Origin of the sequence: Arcicella rigui, from assembly GCF_034929435.1 — a bacterium.
GTDB classification, from domain to species: Bacteria; Bacteroidota; Bacteroidia; order Cytophagales; family Spirosomataceae; genus Arcicella; species Arcicella rigui.
Genome location: NZ_JAYFUM010000009.1, coordinates 216,418 through 238,254, shown reverse-complemented (window position 1 = coordinate 238,254; position 21,837 = coordinate 216,418). Strand labels below are relative to the sequence as shown.

Annotated in this window: 15 protein-coding genes; 6 read left to right on the top strand and 9 right to left on the bottom strand. The window is 36.1% G+C overall.

The window, feature by feature from the left end:
- Nucleotides 1-221: 221 nt before the first annotated feature.
- The 9 genes from VB248_RS09770 to VB248_RS09730 form a co-directional block, all read right to left on the bottom strand.
- On the bottom strand, nt 222-899 hold the full coding sequence (locus VB248_RS09770) for a pseudouridine synthase (protein WP_323296586.1): 678 nt from the start codon (nt 897-899) through the stop codon (nt 222-224).
- A 487-nt stretch (nt 900-1,386) separates the two neighbouring features.
- The gene (locus VB248_RS09765) at nt 1,387-2,124 is read right to left on the bottom strand and encodes an SDR family oxidoreductase (protein ID WP_323296585.1); all 738 of its coding nucleotides are present in this window, start codon (nt 2,122-2,124) and stop codon (nt 1,387-1,389) included.
- A 79-nt stretch (nt 2,125-2,203) separates the two neighbouring features.
- Complete coding sequence (locus VB248_RS09760; RefSeq protein ID WP_323296584.1) at nt 2,204-2,770, bottom strand: Crp/Fnr family transcriptional regulator; 567 nt, start codon at nt 2,768-2,770, stop codon at nt 2,204-2,206.
- Nucleotides 2,771-2,844: 74 nt separating this feature from the next.
- Complete coding sequence (locus VB248_RS09755) at nt 2,845-3,459, bottom strand: class I SAM-dependent methyltransferase (RefSeq protein ID WP_323296583.1); 615 nt, start codon at nt 3,457-3,459, stop codon at nt 2,845-2,847.
- Nucleotides 3,460-3,470: 11 nt separating this feature from the next.
- Nucleotides 3,471-3,716 (bottom strand): hypothetical protein, encoded by a 246-nt coding sequence (locus VB248_RS09750; protein WP_323296582.1) that lies wholly within the window; start codon nt 3,714-3,716, stop codon nt 3,471-3,473.
- A gap of 301 nt (nt 3,717-4,017) precedes the next feature.
- Nucleotides 4,018-4,230 carry a Rossmann-fold NAD(P)-binding domain-containing protein gene (locus tag VB248_RS09745; RefSeq protein ID WP_323296581.1) on the bottom strand — a complete coding sequence of 71 codons (213 nt, stop codon included), beginning with the start codon at nt 4,228-4,230 and terminating at the stop codon, nt 4,018-4,020.
- A gap of 332 nt (nt 4,231-4,562) precedes the next feature.
- Complete coding sequence (locus VB248_RS09740) at nt 4,563-5,603, bottom strand: zinc-dependent alcohol dehydrogenase family protein (protein WP_323296580.1); 1,041 nt, start codon at nt 5,601-5,603, stop codon at nt 4,563-4,565.
- A 246-nt stretch (nt 5,604-5,849) separates the two neighbouring features.
- On the bottom strand, nt 5,850-6,866 hold the full coding sequence (locus VB248_RS09735) for an FRG domain-containing protein (RefSeq protein ID WP_323296579.1): 1,017 nt from the start codon (nt 6,864-6,866) through the stop codon (nt 5,850-5,852).
- A 275-nt stretch (nt 6,867-7,141) separates the two neighbouring features.
- Nucleotides 7,142-8,338: an esterase gene (locus VB248_RS09730; protein WP_323296578.1), complete on the bottom strand. Its 1,197-nt coding sequence runs from the start codon at nt 8,336-8,338 to the stop codon at nt 7,142-7,144.
- A 383-nt stretch (nt 8,339-8,721) separates the two neighbouring features.
- Between VB248_RS09730 and VB248_RS09725 the strand changes: the two genes are divergently transcribed.
- From VB248_RS09725 to VB248_RS09700, 6 genes are all read left to right on the top strand, one after another.
- Nucleotides 8,722-9,747, top strand: coding sequence for a LacI family DNA-binding transcriptional regulator (locus VB248_RS09725; protein WP_323296577.1), 1,026 nt, complete (start codon nt 8,722-8,724; stop codon nt 9,745-9,747).
- A gap of 319 nt (nt 9,748-10,066) precedes the next feature.
- Nucleotides 10,067-10,936, top strand: coding sequence for an inositol oxygenase family protein (locus VB248_RS09720; protein WP_323296576.1), 870 nt, complete (start codon nt 10,067-10,069; stop codon nt 10,934-10,936).
- Nucleotides 10,937-11,152: 216 nt separating this feature from the next.
- Nucleotides 11,153-12,175 carry a nucleoside hydrolase gene (locus VB248_RS09715; protein WP_323296575.1) on the top strand — a complete coding sequence of 341 codons (1,023 nt, stop codon included), beginning with the start codon at nt 11,153-11,155 and terminating at the stop codon, nt 12,173-12,175.
- A gap of 764 nt (nt 12,176-12,939) precedes the next feature.
- Nucleotides 12,940-16,122: a SusC/RagA family TonB-linked outer membrane protein gene (locus VB248_RS09710; protein ID WP_323296574.1), complete on the top strand. Its 3,183-nt coding sequence runs from the start codon at nt 12,940-12,942 to the stop codon at nt 16,120-16,122.
- An 85-nt stretch (nt 16,123-16,207) separates the two neighbouring features.
- On the top strand, nt 16,208-18,004 hold the full coding sequence (locus VB248_RS09705) for a RagB/SusD family nutrient uptake outer membrane protein (RefSeq protein ID WP_323296573.1): 1,797 nt from the start codon (nt 16,208-16,210) through the stop codon (nt 18,002-18,004).
- Nucleotides 18,005-18,091: 87 nt separating this feature from the next.
- Nucleotides 18,092-21,712, top strand: coding sequence for a VCBS repeat-containing protein (locus tag VB248_RS09700; RefSeq protein WP_323296572.1), 3,621 nt, complete (start codon nt 18,092-18,094; stop codon nt 21,710-21,712).
- The last annotated feature ends 125 nt before the right edge of the window (nt 21,713-21,837 follow it).

Here is a 21,837-nt window from a genome sequence, read left to right as displayed (position 1 = left end):
TGCAGTTTCCCTTAATTATCTCAGACAAAATGTCAATGACTCTATTAAGTACGCCCAAATAATATTTGGTCAAAATTTCAAAGAACTATGTTTTAATGCCAGAACTTAACAACCCTGCTATTGAGAGGGGAGATTTTGGAACTAAAAAGCCCCCTCTTTGCAGGAGAGGGGGTTGGGGGTGAGGTTGAACGCTACCGGGAGGTATTATTTAATCTCATAATTTATAATTCATAACTCCTATCTAACACCCTATACTCATTCGGACGTAAATCGCCTAAAGTAACATTGCCTATTCTGATTCTGATAAGCTCCAATACTTCGTAATGCAGTTGATAACACATCCTTCGGATTTGTCGATTTAAGCCTTGTACTAAAATGATTTTAAAGGTAAAGTCATTGATTTTTTCAAGCCGACAAGGCAAGGTTTTTTTTCCCATGATGGTAATGCCACCAGACATTCGGGCGATAAATTCGTCATCAATTACTTTATCGACCGTTACTAAATATTCTTTTTCGGTTTGATGTTCTTTGCGGAGGGTTTTATCAAAAAGGCGACCGTCGTTGGTGAGTAATAATAATCCTTCTGATTCTTTGTCTAATCTGCCAACGGGAAAAATATCTTCAAAAGGTAAAAGCTCTTTTAGGTTGTTAGGAATATCCGTATTGAGCGTAGTTTCGATACCACGAGCTTTATAAAAAGCCAAGTAAATCATTTTTTTCGCAGCTTTGAGTATTTCTCCTTGATAGACTACTTCATCTTCCAAATCAATCAAAACATTTTCTTTTACAGCCAAAGTATTCACCAAAACCGCCCCAGATTCAATTAACGACAAAGCCATTTTATTAGAAATTTGTAGCCGTTTAACCAATAAATATTGCAGACGATTTCTGAAAGTCATTTTTTAATTTAGGATTTTTAGGTGCAAGATAGGGAAATTTAGGAAATGAAATCTTGTTGATTTAGGAGTATTGAATAAGGATCAAGTTAAATGCAAATGCCATAAAGTAAGATTAAACAGGCATAACGCTAAATATAAATGTCTTAACGCCAGATTAAGGAGGCATAACGCTAAATGTAAATGCCATAAAGTAAGATTAAATAGGCATAACGCTAAATGCAAATGTCTTAACGCCAGATTAAGGAGGCATAACGCTAAATGCAAATGCCTCAACGCCAGATTAAGGAGGCATAATGCTAAATGTAAATGTCATAAAGTAAGATTCAATAGGCATAAAGTTAAATGCAAATGAACAGTCCCAACAGTTCCGAGTGAATACTCCCAAGTTAAAGTATTTGCAGAGGCTGGGAATTAATTGATTGTCCAAACCTGCTTTTGCAAATACTTTTGTTATAGACAGTTTTCTTGTCTTTTCAATAAATGTATGTTACCAAGGAATTTCTCCCGTAGTCGGTTTCGTTTCTTCGCTAATAAATTTACCTGTTACGCCATCCTTGTCTAACAAGGCATATTTTACAATGCGTTTTCCGGCTTCTTCCACTTCGCCACCGTTATAGCCTGTAAAATCCGTTTTTGTGTACCCAGGACAAACCGCATTTACTTTGAAAGACGTGTCTCGTAGTTCATAAGCTAAATGAACGGTAAACATATTCAGAGCTGCTTTTGATGAACCATAAACCGCATATTTTGCGAAGTTGTAACCCATCCAATTTGGGTCGCTTTGTAGCGTAAGTGAGCCAACACTTGTGCTTACATTAACAATTCTTGGTTCAGGTGATTTACGTAATAAATCAATAAATGCTTGAGTAACCATCGCCACACCAAATACATTTGTGTCGAACGCAGATAGGAACTGCTCTCTGCTTGCTCCAAGTGCTGTATAGGGTGTCCCGCCATTGATACCTGCGTTGTTAATCAAAACGTCTAAGGTATCTGTTTTTTTCCCGATTTCAATTCGTGCATTTTTCACCGAATCATTGTCGGTTACGTCAATCTCAATTGCTTCAACGTTCGTAAAGTTTTCAACTTTCAATTTTTGGATGGCTTTTGTGCCATTCTCCAAATTTCGACTTCCGAGATAAACGTAAAATCCTTTTTGCAATAGTTGTTTTGCGGTTTCAAAACCAATGCCTTTGTTGGCACCTGTGATAAATGCTGTCTTCATTTTTTTAAAATTTGAAATTTATAGTGCAAAGATTTCACTATAAAAAATGAAGTAATTTACCATTTGGTAAAAAGCAAAATCATTTGACATTCTTTCTTATTCGGCTCAATGATTGTTGCGTAACCCCTAAGTATGAAGCAATATGAGAAAGTGCAACACGATTAGTAAGTGTTGGATAGTTCTCCAAAAAATCCAAATATCGTGTAGTAGCGTCTTTAGAAATTACAGGGCCTTTTCTGGATTTTTGATAAAGGCACTTTTGAACCATTTTGTTTTTGATATTATCCCAGCCGACTATGGTATGGGAAAGTTCTTCCCAATCTTGTTTTGAAAATACAATGAGCTTGCAATCGGTACTGGCTTGTAGGTATTCGGCAGAAGCTGTGTTTGCCTCAAAGTTTACGTAATCAACCACTAAATTATTTTCTGAAATAAAGCAACGTGTAATTTCTTCTCCTTTGTTGTTATAATAACACCCACGAACAACGCCTTCCAAAACAAAACCGACTTGTCGGGGAATTTTACCTGCTTCAGAAAAATACTCGTCTTTACCGAGTTCTATTTTTTTGACTTTACTGGTAATAAGGTCAATTTGTTGTTTGTTTAAATTGCCAAATTGCAAAATATATTCTATCAGTTCTTCCATTGTAGCAAAGTTAGCGATTGACTGTGGCTATGATTTACCATTTGGTAAAAGTGCTTATTAGGAGTGGATTCTCATCAGCTTTTTTCTTTACTTTTTCTGCATTTTATTAGATAAAATGGATAGTTTTCTGTTACCTCAGTTACTTCAAAAAGCCCAGTTTTACCAAATTCTTCTTCTATGGTTTCTTTGTCGTAAAAGAAAATTTTAACACCACCAAACATTTCAAATCGGTCTTTGCTTATTTGTGTGCCTTGTCCGTAAGTTTGAGCATCCTTCGTAATTGCTGTAAAAACCATAAATCCGTTTTCAGTCAACTGGTTAAAACAGCTTTGAATCAGTTTCTTTCTTTCGTCTTCGTCTAATAAATAAATTAATCCATAACAAAATATTCCATCATACAATTTGTTATCAAAAGGCATTTCAGTTACCGAACCAGGATAAATTTTCAATTCGCTCCCAAAATGTTTATGAGCTAAATCAATAGCAGTTTGAGAAATTTCTATTCCTGTTACTGTCATTCCGTTGTCTACAAAAACTTTGGCATTTCGTCCATAGCCAATACCGGGAATAAGAATATTCTTTACTCCTTTGTCGACAAAAAAATCTTTTGTTAAAACAGTTGATTTTGTAGGGTCTAATCCCCACATTTCCTGTTTATCTTTAAATGCTTCTTCCCAAAATTCTTTCATTGCCATTATTTTTAAATGCAAACTTTGTCCTGCAATATTTCGCAACTATACCCTAAATTCCCTAAACTTGTCAAAATACGTTCCAAATTGATTGTATCGCCTTCAACTCTTAAAATGGTATGACCACAAGGATATGTTTTTACCGTCTCGTTGAGGTCAAAGCTAACTTCCAATTCAGGGGATTCTATTTTAAAAAAGTCCAAAATATTTTTTGATTGAACTTCATTTTGAATGTTTGTAATAAAAATTTCTGTCATTTTTTTATTGCTTGTAAAGTGTACTACGCAGGCAAGTAAAGCCAAAAAGGTCAAAATAAGCCAGCTCAGAATGATAAAATCAAACTATTTAAAGTTTTAAATATGCAACATTAGTGCAAGAAAGAAAGTTTCAATAGCTTTTTTCTTTGATGGGTTCCTTGTAAAATTGCTATTCATAAACAAGGTTTGCTGTTTGGGTAGAATTTATACCCAAACCATCATGAGAAGCATCAAATTTAAGATAGAGTAAAATATCAGGCGAGTATTGTGCTTCGCCTGATATTGTTACATACCTGTTTTATTACCAAGGAATTTCCCCTGTTTCGGGATTTGTTTCTTCGCAAAAGAATTTTCCTGTTACTCCATCATTGTCAATTAAAGCATATTTTACAATGTGTTTTCCAGCATCTTCCACCATTTCTGTTCCACGATGATGATTGAGGTCAGTTTTGGTAAAACCAGAACTGACAGCGTTAATTTTAAAGCCCGGTCGGGATTGGATTGATTGTCGCATACCTGATGATTGCCAGATAAACATTCTCCACAACTACAGCAGCCACTCACAAATGGTACTGTTACACGGTCGTCTACTTTGGATATTAAGTATTATTGTTTTTCTGTGTCTAACTGATTGTTAGAGTGTTGTGTAGTATTAGCCTTCGTTGACGTTTTCTCCAACGAGACGAGCGTCATCAACAACCAAATGTGATAGAATGCTAAGTAACGAGTTGCTGATACTCGTTCCCGTCTTGGCGACTCCGTCTTGGCGAAACAGAGATGCGAGCGAGATGCTCTTTATTATTTTAGGTAGTAGGAAAAACCTACTACCAGTATGAGACTTCCTTCTTAAAATGAATTAATAACCAATGCACCTTTATTTTCAAATTTATCCATGTTTGGTAAGGCAGTAATGGCATTTTCTAAAGAAATAGTCCTGTCGATAAGTTTTTGGGGTTTTAGTTTTCCATTTTTTATCATTTCCAACATTTCCGAATATTTGAAAGCCTGCATTCCATGACTTCCGATAATTTCTAATTCATTTGCAATTACAGCGTCCATCGGAATTTTTGGGTGCTTATTGTCGCCTGTCATTAAACCAACCTGAATGTGTTTACCCCGTTTTCTCAGATTAGCAACAGAGTTGAAACAAGTTATGGGATTTCCTAAAGCATCAACAGATACATGAACACCGCCATTACTCAATGATTTTACTTCTGCAATCACATCCGCACTTTTATTTGCGTTAATTATCTCAACAGCTCCGAGTTCTTTAGCCAAAGCTAATGTTTCATCGTTAATGTCTATAGCTATAACCTTAGCTCCGAGTGCATTCGCAATCATAATCGCAGATAAACCCACACCTCCACAACCGTGTATAGCTACAAATTGTCCACCACTAACCTTTCCTTGATGTGCAATGGCTCTGAATGAGGTAATGAAACGACAACCTAATATTGAAGCGGTTTCGTTACTAATTTCGTTTGGTATTTTAACCAAATTTATATCTGCAAAATCTATGGCAACATATTCAGCAAATGAACCCCAATGCGTAAAGCCCGGTTGGGATTGATTATCGCATACCTGATGATTGCCAGATAAACATTCTCCACAACTACCGCAGCCACTTACAAATGGTACTGTTACACGGTCGTCTACTTTATAGTTCTTTACATCCTTTCCGATTGCCACTATAATTCCAGCTAATTCGTGTCCTCCTACGTGTGGCAGTTCTACATCCGTATCGTGTCCTTGCCAAGCGTGCCAATCGCTTAGGCATAAGCCCGTAGCTTTTACTTTCACAACAACTCCGTGGCTATTAGGCGTAGGGTCTGGTACTGTTTGAATAGTTAAACCCCCTTGAAATTTTTCATAAACTAATGCTTTCATTCTATTTTGGATATTAAGTATTATTGTTTTTCTGTGTCTAACTGATTGTTAGAGTGTTGTGTAGTATTAGTCTTCGTTGGCGTTTTCTTCAACGAATCGTGCGTTAGCAACAAACAAATGTGATAGAATGCTAACGAGTTGCTGATACTCGTTCCCATCTTGGCGACCCCGTCTTGGCGAAACAGAGATGCGAGCGAGACGCTCTTTATTATTTTAGGTAGTAGGATAACCTACTACCAGTTGGAGTTACTTTGGTAGACTGTCTTCAAATGTCTGCCAACATAACTTTTCTGGGTCAGGGTATATGTCACCTTTTTGCAGGGTGAAACTTTTCCTTATTTCGCCTATTAATGACTTTTTAATTTCAAAACTTGTGATGATGTTTTTTTCTAATCGTTGTTGAAAACCTCTATTTTTTTCTAAGTCTTCAATATACTTTTCATTGTCAGCTATTATTTGAGGGTCATCAATTTCGTCCAAACCAGAGCCAACAAAAATGGTAGCTTCTTTAAAAAAATCTTTCAAGGCTTCTTCTAACGGTTTATCTAAATAGTCATTATGAATAAACAACCCTTCTTGTGCAACAATTCTAATGTTGTTGTATGTATTGTATATGTCAATGAATTCTTCGTAATGACTAATCAGAAATACTTTACAAGTATTGATTGTAAAAGTGTTGTCAACGTGGGATACTAAATGTTGATGTGTGTAGTCTTCATATCGAGAAAAAAAGTCACCGCTTAGTCGTTTGAAGTCCTTTAAACTTCTGATTACTTCTGGTATTTCAATTAAGTCAAAGTCTGTTTGGTTAATGAAAAATATTGAAAAATAATCGTCAATTAATCCTTGCTCAACGTATGAAGTTTCATCGAAATTTTCAATAGCAAAGTAAAGAGCTTTTTCAAAATTAATAGTGAAGTCTAAAAAGGGTGTCGGGGCACCATAATGTTGTAAATAACTATAAATAGAAAGTTTAGACGTTTCAAATTTTAAAGTGTCAAAATATTTTTGAAGGATTTTGTTTTGTCGAAAATTGTGTAGATAGTCTTCAATACAAAATTTGCCCTGTAAGTCTTTCGTAATTATTTGTCTCTGTAGTGAGGTGTAAATTTTATATTTTGAAGTGTTAATGCCTCTGTAAATGCCGTTTAACTTTTTTTGTGTTTCAACGATTTTATTATAGTCGTCTATGGTTTCAACTTTTACAAGATTGAAATGTTTAGATTTTTCATCGAAGGTTTCGTAAGTTGGTAGTGTCGTCATATAATTACCGCTAACTCGCTAATATGCGAAAGTTTTATAGTACTTTTTGTTATCCCTATTTTTCGTTGTACTATTAATGTCGTACTTTTTGTATTGTTGTAAAAATTATTGTATCCACTAAATTAGATATTTCTGTATTCATTTTAAATTATTCTCTTGTTTTAAATTTAATGAATAATCCAATAAAAAATCTCATCAACGAGATTAAGTAACTTAAACAAGTCACAAAAATTCTCATTGATGAGATAAAATAACTCAAGGAAATCACCAAGAGTTTATCTAAAAAGCCTTGGAGCAAACTGAGATAGATATATTCTCCAATTTTTCCAAATATGTCCTTCTTCTGTTTCTACGTACTCGTATTTCATGCCCAAATCATCTAATTTCTTCCTGAAATCAACATTGGCTTTGTACAAAAAATCATCTTTACCAATCGCTATCCAATAGAGTTTCAAACCATTATCTTTTTGGGTTTTTAATGTTTGATCAATCTGGCTATACACTTTTCCTGTGGCATCTTCTCGTTCCATTAGTGCAGCTGAAAATAATCCTACATAGTCGAAAGTATTAGGGAAATAACGGCTGATGTGCATCGTATGAAAACCGCCCATTGAAAGCCCAGCAATAGCACGATTGGCTTTATTGGCTTTTACTCGAAAGTTTTTTTCTACATAAGTAACGATGTCCATAAAGTTGGCTTCGTATTCTCCATTCATTGACCTTGGCAATAAAAATTCTGGTTTGTAGAAACCATCACGTCCGTAGCCATAACCAGCATCTTGTGCTACATTGCCATTGGGCATTACTACAATCATCGGTTTGGCTTTGCCTTGGGCTATTAAATTATCCAATATTTGAATAGCACGTCCATGAGCCGCCCATGATTCTTCATCGCCCCCAGCACCATGAAGTAAATATAAAACTGGATACTTATCTGTCGATTGCTCGTAACCTGCTGGTGTGTAAATACTGATTCTACGATTTGTTTTTAAGCCTGATGACGGATACCAACTGTGTACCAAAGTACCATGAGCTACATCGGTGGTTTTATATAAATCGGCAATGCCATTTCCAATGATAAAAATATTGGTCAATGAAGCCCCATTTCGCAAAGCATAAGGACTATTAGGGTCGTTTGTTTTGATACCATCTACCAAAAAAGAATAACTGTATAATTCAGATGCAAGAGCTTTTGAAGTGTAAGTCCAAAGTCCATTTTTATCTTTTGTCAAAGCTATTTTCCCCGGGCCATCTACTAAACCAAAACGACTCATTACTTTTATCGGAGGAAGAAAGTCGGAACTAATTTGAACGCTATCGGCTTTCGGAGCAAAAAAACGAAACGTAACTGTTTGGTCTGGATTGACCTGCGGAGAAATAATATTTTCTAATTCCTTTGGTACTTCTTGACCGAAGACTTTTGTGAGTCCAATCAAAAATAAAAAGATAAAAGCTGAAGCGAGTTTTTGCATGGATAATATTAGTTAAATATTGGAAAAATGGTTTTTACAGCATGAGAGAAAGGCTTTGTAATGGTTTATTTACTGATTTTTAATAATTAAGTTTCTTAAAAATAGCTTCGCTAAAGACAGATAAAAAAGCTGGGCTGTAACTTCTTTTTACGGGTCTGGCGAGTATTAGAATTCATTTCAATAATTCGAATTGTACGCTTATCAATTTTGATATTAAGAGTAGATTACACAGAATCAAGCTTTTAAAAATAGACTTCATTTGTGGAGGTTTTATCAATGAAATAAAACAAGCGTTGCTTTATTTATCGCAATCATCTACTTTTAAGGTTAAAGCTATGAGCTGTGAGCAATGAGCTTTACTAACAATCCTAACGTCTTTAATAATGAATCAGCATACTCCCGTCACCATCAAAGATATAGCTCGAAAATTCAAATGTTCGCCTTCGACGGTTTCAAGAGCATTGAATAATCATCCTTTGATAAATGAAGACACAAGGCGAAATATTCAAGAGTATGCCCAGAAAGTGGGCTATCAACGTAATTCTGTTTCGCTGAGTTTATTGAATCAAAAATCTAATACTTTGGGTGTGGTAGTGCCAAGTCTCAATCAGTTTCACGAAACAGCCATGATTGAAGGCTTGCAAAATATTTTACAAGCAAATGGCTACATGATGACAATCTGTGTGACAAACGAAAGTTACACCCTTGAAAAAGAGTACGTAGAAAAATTAATGGCGAACCGAGTGGAAGGTATATTCTTATCCGTTTCTCAGGAAACCTACGATTCTGGACATTATCAGCATTTAGAAAATATTCTACATCGTAATATTCCCCTGATTTTTATTGATAGAGAATTTGATGGCGTACCTACCAATAGTATCATCGTTGATGATTATTGGGGAGCTTTTACGGCTACGGAACATTTGATTTTAAGAGGTTTCAAAAGAATTGCTCATCTAAAAGGCCCCAATGGTTTGACGGTTTCAGAAAAGCGTTTCAAAGGCTACAAAGATTGTTTGGCAAAACATCAGATTGCCTTTGATGAAAACCTAATCATTACCACCAATTTTAAAGCAGAAAGTGCCATTATGCCCATGCACCGCTTAATGTCATTGGAAAATCCGCCTGATGGCGTTTTTGCAGTCAATGATGTAGTAGCTTCGGCAGCGATGCAAGTAATTCGAGATTTAGGTTTTTCGATACCGCAACAAGTAGCCATTATTGGTTTTGATAATTCACCATTTTCAGCTTATATGTTTCCGAGTCTTTCAACGGTGAATCGTTTTGGGAAATTAATTGGCGAAGAAGCCGCACGGCTGTTTCTGAATAATTTGAACCTGCAAACCAAACAAAACGAAACCATTGTTTTGCCTCCAGAACTGATTATTAGAAGTTCTACTTTGTCTTAAATTTAGGCTGTGAGCTATGAGCCATTAGCTATGAGCAAATCTTCAAAATCTTCAAAATATTTACCTAAAAAAACATTTAGCCTATTACCTACGGCTTATAGTTTAAAGCCATGAGCTTTGAGTAAATTTTCAAAATCTTTATCTAAAAAAACATTTTGCCTATTGCCTACGGCTTATCGCCTAAAGCCAACAAAAAGAAATAATTTCAATTGAAAATCATTTTTTCAAACGTTTGCATAAGATTTGTATTTTTTTATCAGAAAATACAATATTTCTTTGTTGTACGAATCATTCATTACCTAAACAACAACAAAGAATCATGAACTTTACGCAAGCAGAAATTGCTCCTTTAGCAAGCATAGAAGAATGGGAAGATGATATTTTGGTACGTTACCCAGAAGCAGAAAAACCTGCCAAATCAAAGGAAGAGTACCGTAATTATGATGACCCAAAGAGAGAGACTGTAAAAGAATTTTATCGTCTTAATCATACTTATCAGACTTATGATTTTGTGAAGCAAAAACAAGCTGAGTTTTTGAAATTCGACAAAAAAGAAATGCCAATTTGGGATGCTTGTAATTTCTTGAACACACTTGTTGATGATTCAGACCCAGATACAGATTTAGACCAATTACAACATTTATTACAAACTTCAGAGGCAATCAGAGCTGACGGTCATCCAGATTGGTTTGTTTTAACAGGCTTTTTACACGATTTAGGAAAAGTATTATGTCTTTTCGGCGAGCCACAATGGGCAGTAGTAGGCGATACTTTCCCAGTGGGATGTCAGCATTCAGATAAAATTGTTTATCCAGAGTTTTTTGAAGCAAACCCAGATTCAAAAGATGAAAGATACAATACAAAATATGGTGTTTATGAACCAAATTGTGGTTTAAGAAACGTTGATATGTCGTGGGGACATGATGAGTACTTGTATCAGATAATGAAAGATTACTTGCCAGAACCAGCCTTGTACATGATTCGTTATCACTCTTTCTATTCGCAACACAGAGAGCATGCTTACGACCATTTGATGGACGCACACGACCATGAAATGTTTGAATGGGTAAACAAATTCAACCCTTACGATTTGTATTCAAAAGTACCAACGCCTCCGAATGTAAAGGAATTGAAACCCTATTACGAAGAATTATTTGCGAAGTATTTACCAGCTACTTTGAAATTCTAAAACAAGTAAATTTATCAGTCATGAAAAGCGGTCGAGAAATTAATTTCGACCGCTTTTTTGTCTTATTAGATTTCACTCTCAATAGTTGAAATCGTTTAAATCATCACTTTAATAATATAGATATTGCCATTTTCCCCTTGAAAGTTTTTATCATTTTATCTTTATGCGAAATGCAATGTAAATTTGAGTTTCGTATAAAGATAAATGGTAAAAACAATGCTCAAAAAACTCTCCCTTGTTTGTTTATTGGTTCTATTGATAGAACCTTTTGCTGTTTTGGCTCAGAGCCTTACGCCTCCGAATGTGATTGTGCCTCGTATGAGGGTTATCGTTGATAATGATTTTAGTGGTGACCCCGACGGACTTTTTCAAATGGCTCATCTTTTGCTTTCTCCTTCCGTTGAAATTAGAGGTATCATTGGCTCGCATCTGAGTGTTACAGATGGCTTTGACCCTTCTAAAATGCAGGCAGAAAATGCTGCTAAAAAAGTAAAGGAATTGATGCAGACTATGAATATCAAAAAGACTATTCCTGTACTGATTGGTTCTAATACGGCAATGCCCAACGATAGCACTCCTGTAAAAAGTGAAGCCGTGAATTTTATTATTAAAGAGGCTTTACGGACAGATACCAAACTTCCTTTGTATGTACTCTGTGGAGCAGGTTTAACCGAAATCGCTTCGGCAGTACTAACAAATCCTGAAATTGCCAATAAAATTACCTTGGTATGGATTGGCGGCCCAGAATACAACGATTTGGCTGTGCCTCCGCCAAATTATTCAAACCCAGAATATAATTTGAATATTGATATTGCGGCTGGAAGAGCGATTTTTAATCAGTCAAAAATTATGCTATGGCAAATTCCTCGAAATGTATATCGTCAGTGCATGGTTTCGTATTCTCAACTGTTGCTGAAAGTAAAACCTAAAGGAAAAACGGGTAATTATTTGGTGAGTACTTTAGAATCGCTGATGACCAAAATTCAGCCTTTTTTGAATATCGGCGAAACTTATATTTTAGGGGATAGTCCTTTAGTTTTATTGACAGCCTTGCAATCGTCTTTTGAAGCTGACCCATCTTCAAGTGATTATGTGGTGAAATTAGCTCCTAAAATTAACCAAGCTGGGGCTTATGAGTACAATCATAAAGGAAGAGCTATCCGAGTTTACACACATTTGGATACATTCTTGATGTTTGAAGACTTTTTTGCCAAGCTTGAATTAGCAAATGCTTATTGATTTTTATGCGGGTGATAGTCTTTTGAGGCTGTCACCTGCACTTTTCTTCTAAAACTAATTTTTATTCGACTCAATTTTTTTTTGAAATCTTCTCGCTACTTATTAAAGCCCCATCAGATTTGGTAGAGATACTTCTGGGTACGACTGGTGTATCATATTCTTCAAAATTTCTTCAACGTAAAATGAAAGAGTAGTTGTCTTCAACCAATTGTTTCTTCAAAAAAATCTTTCTTCTTCCATAAAGGATAATTTTCTGACCTGATAAGTATTCATTCCCATATAAGTATTCCTGCTTACAAAATTGAAACGTAAGTCTATTGTACCAAAATGATTCAATAATGAAAGTGCAATTAATATTTTGATATTTGTGTCATTTTATTAGAAAAGTACAAATTTTGATAATTTTTATTTTTTTTGATTTTAAAGGTAAATTTTTAAGATAAGTAATTTTGCTGTCTTGCCTTATAGGGTATTTTTTATAGAATTAATACAATAAAATATGTGTAAATTCTTGTTTTTTCAGATTTAATGAGCAGTTTTACAAAAATATTTTTTTGATATAGCGATATATTATTGTATTATTTTGATACAATAAATTCGGAGTAAAGTTTTAAGTAATATAATTCCGATTTTGCTCACTTTGAAAAATTATATTTTTTAATTTTTTGCCTAAACGTTTAATCTAATACCAAAGAAAGGAGGTAAGCTATTCAACAAACACTCAAAATTATTCATCCAATTCACAATTTATCACAATCAAAACTATGAAAAACAAATTACTAAAAAGTGTAACCAGTGTATTTACAGTGTTGGCTCTTTTGTCGTTGAGTCATTTTGTAAAGGCACAAGAAAGAAAAATTACAGGGAAAGTAACTTCAGCAGCAGACGGTCAGGCTTTGCCCGGAGCATCAGTTATCGTAAAAGGGACTAAAACAGGTATTGCTACGGGAGCAACTGGCGACTTCTCGATAGTAGTGAAAAGTGCCAATGATGTTTTGCAAATTTCATCAGTAGGTTTTCAGGCTCAAGAAATTAAAGTTGGAAATCAAACAAATATTAATGTAAGATTAGTTGAAGATGTATCGAATTTGACAGAAGTAGTTGTAACGGGTTATGGTACTCAGTCGAAAAGAGATATTACTGGTGCTGTTACAACTGTTAATGCAAAAGACTTACAATCAGTACCTGCTACTACTTTCGCCCAACAATTGCAAGGTCGTGCTTCGGGTCTTTCTATTGTGAATGACGCAACGCCTGGTGGTAACGCCACAGTTCGTATTCGTGGGTTTGGTACAATTGGTAACAACGACCCATTATTCATTATCGACGGTGTGCCTACCGAAAACCAAGGTAACTTAAACCCGAATGATATTGAAACAATTCAAATTTTGAAAGACGCTTCATCAGCATCAATTTATGGTTCAAGAGCGGCAAATGGTGTAGTAATTATTACCACCAAAAAAGGTAAAACAGGAGCTCCTAAAATTACTTTTTCTGCCTATCAAGGAACACAAAAAGTATCAAATAACGTAGAATCATTAAACGCAAAAGAGCTTGGACAATACTTATACTTAGCGGATAAATATGCTGGTAAGACACCTTCACATGGTCAATATACTTTTGGCTCAAATGGTGAAGTAACAATCCCTGATTACGTTTTCCCAAGTGCAGGAAAAGCAGGAACTCCAGCTGTTGACCCAAAACTTTATTCATTGACTCCTGATAATATTTATGCGATTACAAAATCAGCAGATACTTATTGGTGGGGAGAATTAACGCAGTCAGCTCCAATCAAAAACTATCAACTTACGGCTTCTGGCGGTACTGAAAACAGTAGATATGCTTTGTCGTTAGGTTATTTTAGTCAAGATGGGGTTGTGAAATTCATTGGTTACGACCGTTATACTTTGCGTACCAATACTGAATTTTCAGCCATTAAAAAGAGATTAAGAGTAGGTGAAAACTTCACGGTTTCAATTGATAATCGTAAAGGTGGATACAGTAACAACGAAGAACAAAATGCGGTATCGGGTTCATATAAACACCACCCATTATTACCGATTTATGATATTGCAGGAAATTTTGCAGGTAGCCGTGGTGCAAACTTGGGTAACAACTCAAACCCTTATGCTACTTTGTATCGTCAAAAAGATAACCGTTTGTACAGAATGAGAGGTTTCGGTAATATTTATGCTGAATTCGACATTCTTCCAAGTTTGAAAGCAAAAACCAGTTTCGGTGTGGACGTAACTACTGAAAACCAAAAAGAAATTGGTCGTGCAAACCCTGAATACGTAGAAGGTAGCTTCAACAACAGTTCTACTTCAAGAACAAGCTATGACTATCAGTGGGTTTGGCAAAATACTTTATCGTACAGCACTACTATCAAAGACGTTCATAAATTTGATGCTTACGTAGGTCTTGAATCAATCAAGCAATTTGGGGAGTATTTTGGGGCAAGTAGAAATGGTTATGCTTTTGAAGTAAATCCAATCATCAGTTATCTTGATTTAGGAGACCCTACAAAAGTATCAAACTATGGTAGCGTAGGTAATGACTATACTTTGTCTTCACAATTTGGTAAATTAAACTATGCTTACGGAAGCAAATACTTGGTACAATTGATTGTTAGAAATGACGCTTCTTCTCGTTTCTTATCAGCTTCTCGTAACGCTTTCTTCCCAGCGGTCAGCTTAGGATGGCGTTTATCAGAAGAGAAATTCATCAAAGACCAATTGCCATTCATCAGTGACTTAAAACTACGTTATGGATGGGGTAAAACTGGTAACCAAAAAATCGGTAAATACAACGCTTATACTACTTATCGTTCTGATATTTACCATGCTGGTTATCCAATTGATGGAAATCAAACAACACCAACTATCGGTTATGATGCCAGTGCTTTTGGTAACCCGAACGCAAAATGGGAATCTACAACTTCAACAAACGTAGGTTTTGATGCAGCACTTTTCAATAACAAACTAACTTTTGAATTAGACATTTGGAACAGAAAAACTTCTGATATGTTATTCACCACACCGATTACTTTTACCGCTGGTGATGCTACTGCTCCTGCTTTCAACGTAGGCGAAATGACTAACAAAGGGGTTGATATTGGTTTGAATTACAAGAGTAATGTAGGCGATATTCGTTACAGCATCGGTGCAAACTTCTCTACTTACCGTAACGTAGTAGATAAATTAGATGCTAGCCCGAATACTCGTTACTTCGGTTATGGCTCACGTGTACCTGCTGTTACACTTACACAAGCGGGCTTGCCTATTTCTTCTTTCTATGGGTATAAAGTATTGGGTATTTTCCAGTCTGACGAAGAAGCGAAAGCTTGGCCTGCTTACGGAGACTACAACAAAGCTGGTAAATTCAAAATTGAAGATATAAACGGTGACGGAAAAATCACTGATGACGACCGTACAATCATCGGAAATCCACACCCTGATTTTACTTATGGTTTGAACATCAATATCGGTTACAAAGCATTCGACTTAACCATCTTTGCTAACGGTACTCAAGGAAATGATGTATTTAACTATACTCGTTACTTCTCTGACTTCAACACTTTCCAAGGAAACCGTTCAAAACGTGCTTTGTATGATGCTTGGCAACCAACCAACAAGTCGGGTACTGTGCCAATCATGGATGCCAACGACCAAATCAGTAGCCGTCCATCAAGCTATTTTATTGAAGATGGTTCATACTTCCGTATCAAAAACGTACAGTTGACTTACAACTTACCAAGAAACATTGGTAGCAAAGTAGGTTTGGATAACGCTCAAATTTATATCCAAGCACAAAACCTTGCCACTTTTACGAAGTATTCAGGTTTGAACCCAGAAATTCAAACAGGTAGTGATAATACTTTAGGTTTTGATGGTGGATATATGCCAGTTTCAAGAACTTTCATTCTTGGAGTAAACCTCGGATTTTAAGCCCATGATAGGTTAATCTATCACAAAATTTAAAATCACTCTTTATTACAAAAAATAGTTTGTTTTTATAATAAACATAGAAAATATGAAAATTAACAATATTATAAAATTTTGCTTGTCGGCTGGTTTGGTTTTTGGTGTTGCTACGGCTTGTAGTGACGAATTCCTTACTCGTGAGCCACAAGGACAATATAGCCCATCTGCCTTACAAACAGCCAAAGGGGTTGAAGGTATTTTGGTGGGTGCTTATGCCATGATTGATGGCCAAGGATTAGACGGTCAGGATGCTTGGAATAATGATATTCAAAGCTGGGTTTTTGGTGGAATTGCTTCTGATGATGCCTACAAAGGAACTGATGCGGGTGACCAACCAGAGCAATCATTTATCGAAAAATGGGACTTTCAACCTACAAGTAACCACATTAAAAATAAGTGGAGAGGTTTGTTCAAAGGTGTGGCTCGTTCAAACGATGTGTTGAATACCTTGAAAAATGTAACTGACATTAGTGACGACAGAAGAAAGCAAATCATCGCTGAGGCTCGTTTCTTGAGAGGTTTGTTCCATTTTGAAGCTAAAAAAATGTGGAAAACAATTCCTTATATCGACGAGAATACTTACAAATTAGATGATTTGGAAAGTACTAAAGTACCAAACGATAAGGATGTTTGGCCAAATATCGAAGCTGATTTCAAAGCGGCTATGGATGTTTTACCTAACACTCAGTCGCAAGTGGGTCGTCCTACTAAATGGGCTGCAATGGCATTTTTAGCAAAAGCTTATATGTATCAAGGTTGGAATATTTCTACGGGTGCTGCTAATACAGCTAAATTACAAGCTGCTAAAGCAATTTTAGACCAAATTGTAGCAAGTGGAAAATTCAAATTGGTAGATAATTTCAGAGATAACCACGATGCCAGTACTCGTAACAATGCTGAATCAATTTTTGAAATTCAGTACGCTTCGTCAAGTGCAAGTGGTGACGCTGCCAACGCTGGTGTAGGTTTGGCTCACCCATATACTTCACCTTGGGGATGTTGCGGTTTCTATCAGCCTTCACAAAACTTAGTGAATGCTTATAAAACAGATGCTAATGGTTTGCCTTTATTGGATAGTTTCAATGATTCTGACGTGAAAAACGACCAAGGTGTAGGTTTGGATGACCCATATACTCCTTATGATGGTGCTTTAGACCCTCGTTTGGACCACACAGTAGGTCGTCGTGGTATTTTGTTTATCGACTACAAAATCCATAACCGTGACTTTATCCGTGACCAAACTTATGCAGGCCCATATTCTCCGAAAAAACACATTCCTTCAAAAGCATTTACTGGTGTAAACGGTTGGGCAAACTTAACAAGTAACAACTACCGTATTATGCGTTATAGTATGATTTTACTTTGGTTGGCTGAATGTGAAGTAGAACTTGGCAACTTAGAAAGAGCAAGAACTTTGGTAAACCAAATCAGAGAGCGTGCTGCTAATCCAGCAGGTTTTGTACAAAAAGCTATTCAAGGGTCAACTCGTGATGCTTATACTTTGGTAACAGACTCAAAAGGAAATCCAGTGCCAGCGGCGAATTATGTAATCAAGCCATATTCAACGCCTTGGACAGACGCAGCAACAGCAAGAAAAGCAGTTCGTTTTGAAACTCGTTTGGAATTTGCGATGGAAGGTCACAGATTCTTTGACCTCGTAAGATGGGGAATTGCCGCTGAAACTTTAAATAAATACAATGCCGTAGAAAGTACCAAACGTGTGTACAAAAAAGGTGGAGTATTTGTAAAAGGCAAGCACGAATTCTTCCCAATTCCTCAAGAGGCAATCGACCGTTCTGAAAAAGATGGTAAGCCTACTTTGACTCAAGACCCTGCTTATAAATAAATTAGGTTAATAATTGAAAAATGGTTAATAATTTTACAGAGATGGTATTTTGTACCATCTCTATTTTTTATAATAAACCGATTGAAAATGAAGCAAACAACTACTTTTTTAAATTTTCCATTTCGTAGATTTTTACTTCACCTTTCATGCTTTTGTATGTTTGGTCTCGAAATCTCGTGTAGTGGCGAAGAGCAAAATACACTTTTTACCAGTCTCTCTACCGAAGAAACAGCCATTCAGTTTTCAAATAGAATTACTGAAAATGATACCATGAATATTCTCACTTTTGAATATATCAATAATGGCGGCGGTGTAGCATTGGGCGATTTTAATAATGATAATTTGGTAGATGTATATTTTACAGGCAACCAAGTAGCCAATCGTTTGTATTTAAACAGAAAAGATTCAACCTCAAACCAACTAAAATTTGAAGATGTTACACAAAAAGCACAGGTAGATGGAAAAGGGAAGTGGTGTTCGGGTGTAGCGGTGGTGGACATCAATAATGATAATTTATTAGACATTTACGTTTGTGCAACGGTGAAAAAAGTAGCTGCCGAGCGTGCCAACTTATTGTATGTCAATCAAGGAATTGATAAAAATGGCGTGCCTACTTTTAAAGAAATGGCACAAGAGTACGGCATTGCCGACACAACGCATTCAACCAATGCCGCCTTTTTCGACTATGATAATGATGGCGATTTAGACCTTTACGTGTTGGTCAATGAAATGTCGAATACTCGTTTCCCAAATATGTATCATTACAAAAATAAAGATGGTTCGTCGGGGATTTCAGATAAATTGTACAGAAACGACTGGGATGCAACAAAGAAACATCCATATTATACAGACGTTTCTGCTCAAGAAGGAATATTGATAGAAGGTTTTGGATTAGGTGTAAATATTACCGACATCAACCAAGATGGCTGGAAAGATATTTACGTGACCAACGATTATTTGACCAACGACTTACTTTATATCAATCAGCACAAAAACGGAAAACACACAGGTTTTATCGACCAAGCACATGATTACTTCAAACATACTTCTCATTCTGCTATGGGAAATGACGTGGAGGACATTAATAATGACGGTTTAGTAGATATTGTGGCGGTAGATATGATGCCTGCGGATAATTATCGTAAAAAAATGATGACTTTGGCGAATAATTATCAGGCATATCAAAACAACGACAAGTACGGTTACGATTATCAATATCCCAGAAATACGCTTCAACTCAATCGTGGATTTGACCCAAAAACCAAACAACCAACTTTTAGTGAAATCGGACTTTTGGCAGGAGTAGCCGAAACCGATTGGAGTTGGACACCTATGGTGACTGATTTTGACAACGATGGTTTTCGAGACATCATAATTACAAATGGTTTTCCGCAGGATATTACCGACCAAGATTTTATGGTTTATCGTTCGGAAGTAGGAAATTTTGCCGCTCCAATGCTTTTGATGGATTATATTCCGTCGGTAAAAATCAAAAACTTTGCTTTTAAAAATACGGGTAAAATTGGCTTTGAGGACGTTACGACCAAATGGGGAATTTTAGAGCCAAGTTTTTCAAATGGAGCAGCTTATGCCGACTTGGATAATGATGGCGATTTAGATTATGTCGTGAACAATATCAACGATTCGGCATCGGTTTATCGCAATAATGCCATTCAACAAATGCCAGAAAAAAGCCATTATCTGCGAATTAAACTGAAAGGTGAAAAACAAAATGTGGCAGGTTTGGGAGCTTGGATAGAAGTCCAGTATCATCATTGTGAAAAACAAGTGTATGAAAATACGCCTTATCGTGGATACTTGTCGTCGGTTGAACCTGTGGCTCATTTTGGTTTAGGCACAAACAAAATGGTAGAACAAGTAAAAGTAGTTTGGCCATCGGGTAAAGTAGAGATTCTGAAAAATGTTGCTACCAACCAAGTGCTGGAATTACAGGAAAGCAAAGCTAAAATTATTGAAAAAGAAGTACTTGTTTCTGAACCTCCGCTGTTTACAGATATTTCTGAAACCTTAAATATTCCATTCCGACACGAGGAAGAAGATTTTATAGATTTTAATATTCAGAAATTGATTCCACATAAATTTTCGCAACAAGGCCCAAGTTTAGCCGTGGGGGATGTCAATGGCGATGGTTTAGAAGATGTTTTCGTAGGAAGTTCATCACGTAGAAAAGGAAAATTTTTATTGCAAAATGCTTCTGGAAAGTTTCAGGTAAAAGAATTATTAGCAGAAAAAAATGCTTTAGAAAAAACCTCCGAAGACGTTGGAACATTACTGTTCGATATAGAAAATGATGGCGATTTAGATTTATATACCGTCAGTGGAAGTAATGAATTACCTGTGGGCGATAAGGCTTATCAAGACCATATTTATATCAATGATGGCAAGGGGAATTTCAAAGAAATGCCCGAAATATTACCAACTTTCTTGAAAAGTGGTTCTTGTGTAAAAGCCAGTGATTTCGACCATGATGGCGATTTAGATTTATTTATTGGTTCAAGAGTAGAGCCTTCGGCATATCCAAAGCCCGTTAGCAGCTACATACTCCGAAACGAAGCTCCACTCTTGAAATTTACCAACGTGACAGCTTCAGTAGCTCCGGCTTTACAAAATATTGGCTTGGTTTGCGATGCCCTTTGGTCTGATTTTGACAACGATGGTTGGCAAGATTTGATTTTAGCAGGCGAGTGGATGCCCATTACCTTTTTGAAAAATACGAAGGGAAAATTCAGTACGGTTGAAAATACAGGTTTGGCTTCTCAAATAGGTTGGTGGAATAGCCTTGCCGCAGGGGATTTTGACAAAGATGGCGATATGGATTATGTAGCAGGAAATTTAGGTCAAAACACTTTGCACAGAGCCAGCAACGAAACACCCGTAAGTGTATATTTTGGTGATTTCAACGGCGATGGTAGTTTTGATGCAATTCCTACTATTTATCTGAAAGATTCTTTAGGAAGACGACAGGAATATCCCTACAATACTCGTGACGACCTTGCCAAACAGTTTATCCAAACCAAAAAACGTTTTGATAAGTACGCAAAATTTGCCAAAGCGACTATTCACGAAGTACTATTGCCCGAAGAAATGGCTAAAGGAAATATTCTAAAGGCAAATTGGATGAGTACAAGCTATCTTGAAAATCTTGGAAATGGTAATTTTAAAATGACAGCTTTGCCACTCCAAGCACAGTTTTCTACTAATAATGCGATGTTGGTGCAAGATTTCAACCAAGACGGCAACCTTGATTTACTTCTTTCGGGCAACGACTACGGCAACGAAATCAGCATTGGACGTTTGGATGCTTCTAAAGGAATTTTATTTGCAGGCAATGGCAAAGGACAGTTTCAAGAAATTTCCATTACTCAGTCTGGAATTTGTTTTGATGGCGACAGCAAAGCTTTGGTGAAAGTACGAGGAAAAGATAATCAACTTTTATTGTTCAATTCACAAAATGGAGCTTCTTTGAAAGTATATCAATGGAATCAAAAAGCAAAATCGGTAGCCATTCAGCCTTCTGATTTTATGATTCGTACTGTTTTCCAAAATGGCAAAATACAAAAAGACGAAGTAAGTTTTGGCAATACTTATTTATCACAATCTGGAAATGATTTTTGGATTCCCGCCAAAGCTAAGAAAGTAGAAGTATTTTCAACGAATGGCAAAAAACGAATTGTTTTTCAGCAGTGATTAGAGATTGGTGATTAGAATTTTAAGTATTTGTTTATCATTTGTTTAATTTAGAATACGTTACTTGAATTTCAATGAGTACACAATAAAAAAGCTGTCTTTTTAGGACAGCTTTTTTATTGAAA

Excerpts from the sequence above, each read along its gene's own strand:
- VB248_RS09720 (WP_323296576.1), top strand. The coding sequence starts at position 10,067 with ATGAACTTTACGCAAGCAGAAATTGCTCCTTTAGCAAGCATAGAAGAA.
- VB248_RS09710 (WP_323296574.1), top strand. The coding sequence starts at position 12,940 with ATGAAAAACAAATTACTAAAAAGTGTAACCAGTGTATTTACAGTGTTG.
- VB248_RS09740 (WP_323296580.1), bottom strand. The coding sequence starts at position 5,603 with ATGAAAGCATTAGTTTATGAAAAATTTCAAGGGGGTTTAACTATTCAA.
- VB248_RS09730 (WP_323296578.1), bottom strand. The coding sequence starts at position 8,338 with ATGCAAAAACTCGCTTCAGCTTTTATCTTTTTATTTTTGATTGGACTC.
- VB248_RS09735 (WP_323296579.1), bottom strand. The coding sequence starts at position 6,866 with ATGACGACACTACCAACTTACGAAACCTTCGATGAAAAATCTAAACAT.
- VB248_RS09770 (WP_323296586.1), bottom strand. The coding sequence starts at position 899 with ATGACTTTCAGAAATCGTCTGCAATATTTATTGGTTAAACGGCTACAA.
- VB248_RS09725 (WP_323296577.1), top strand. The coding sequence starts at position 8,722 with ATGAATCAGCATACTCCCGTCACCATCAAAGATATAGCTCGAAAATTC.
- VB248_RS09755 (WP_323296583.1), bottom strand. The coding sequence starts at position 3,459 with ATGAAAGAATTTTGGGAAGAAGCATTTAAAGATAAACAGGAAATGTGG.
- VB248_RS09765 (WP_323296585.1), bottom strand. The coding sequence starts at position 2,124 with ATGAAGACAGCATTTATCACAGGTGCCAACAAAGGCATTGGTTTTGAA.
- VB248_RS09705 (WP_323296573.1), top strand. The coding sequence starts at position 16,208 with ATGAAAATTAACAATATTATAAAATTTTGCTTGTCGGCTGGTTTGGTT.
- VB248_RS09760 (WP_323296584.1), bottom strand. The coding sequence starts at position 2,770 with ATGGAAGAACTGATAGAATATATTTTGCAATTTGGCAATTTAAACAAA.
- VB248_RS09745 (WP_323296581.1), bottom strand. The coding sequence starts at position 4,230 with ATGCGACAATCAATCCAATCCCGACCGGGCTTTAAAATTAACGCTGTC.
- VB248_RS09750 (WP_323296582.1), bottom strand. The coding sequence starts at position 3,716 with ATGACAGAAATTTTTATTACAAACATTCAAAATGAAGTTCAATCAAAA.
- VB248_RS09715 (WP_323296575.1), top strand. The coding sequence starts at position 11,153 with ATGCTCAAAAAACTCTCCCTTGTTTGTTTATTGGTTCTATTGATAGAA.
- VB248_RS09700 (WP_323296572.1), top strand. The coding sequence starts at position 18,092 with ATGAAGCAAACAACTACTTTTTTAAATTTTCCATTTCGTAGATTTTTA.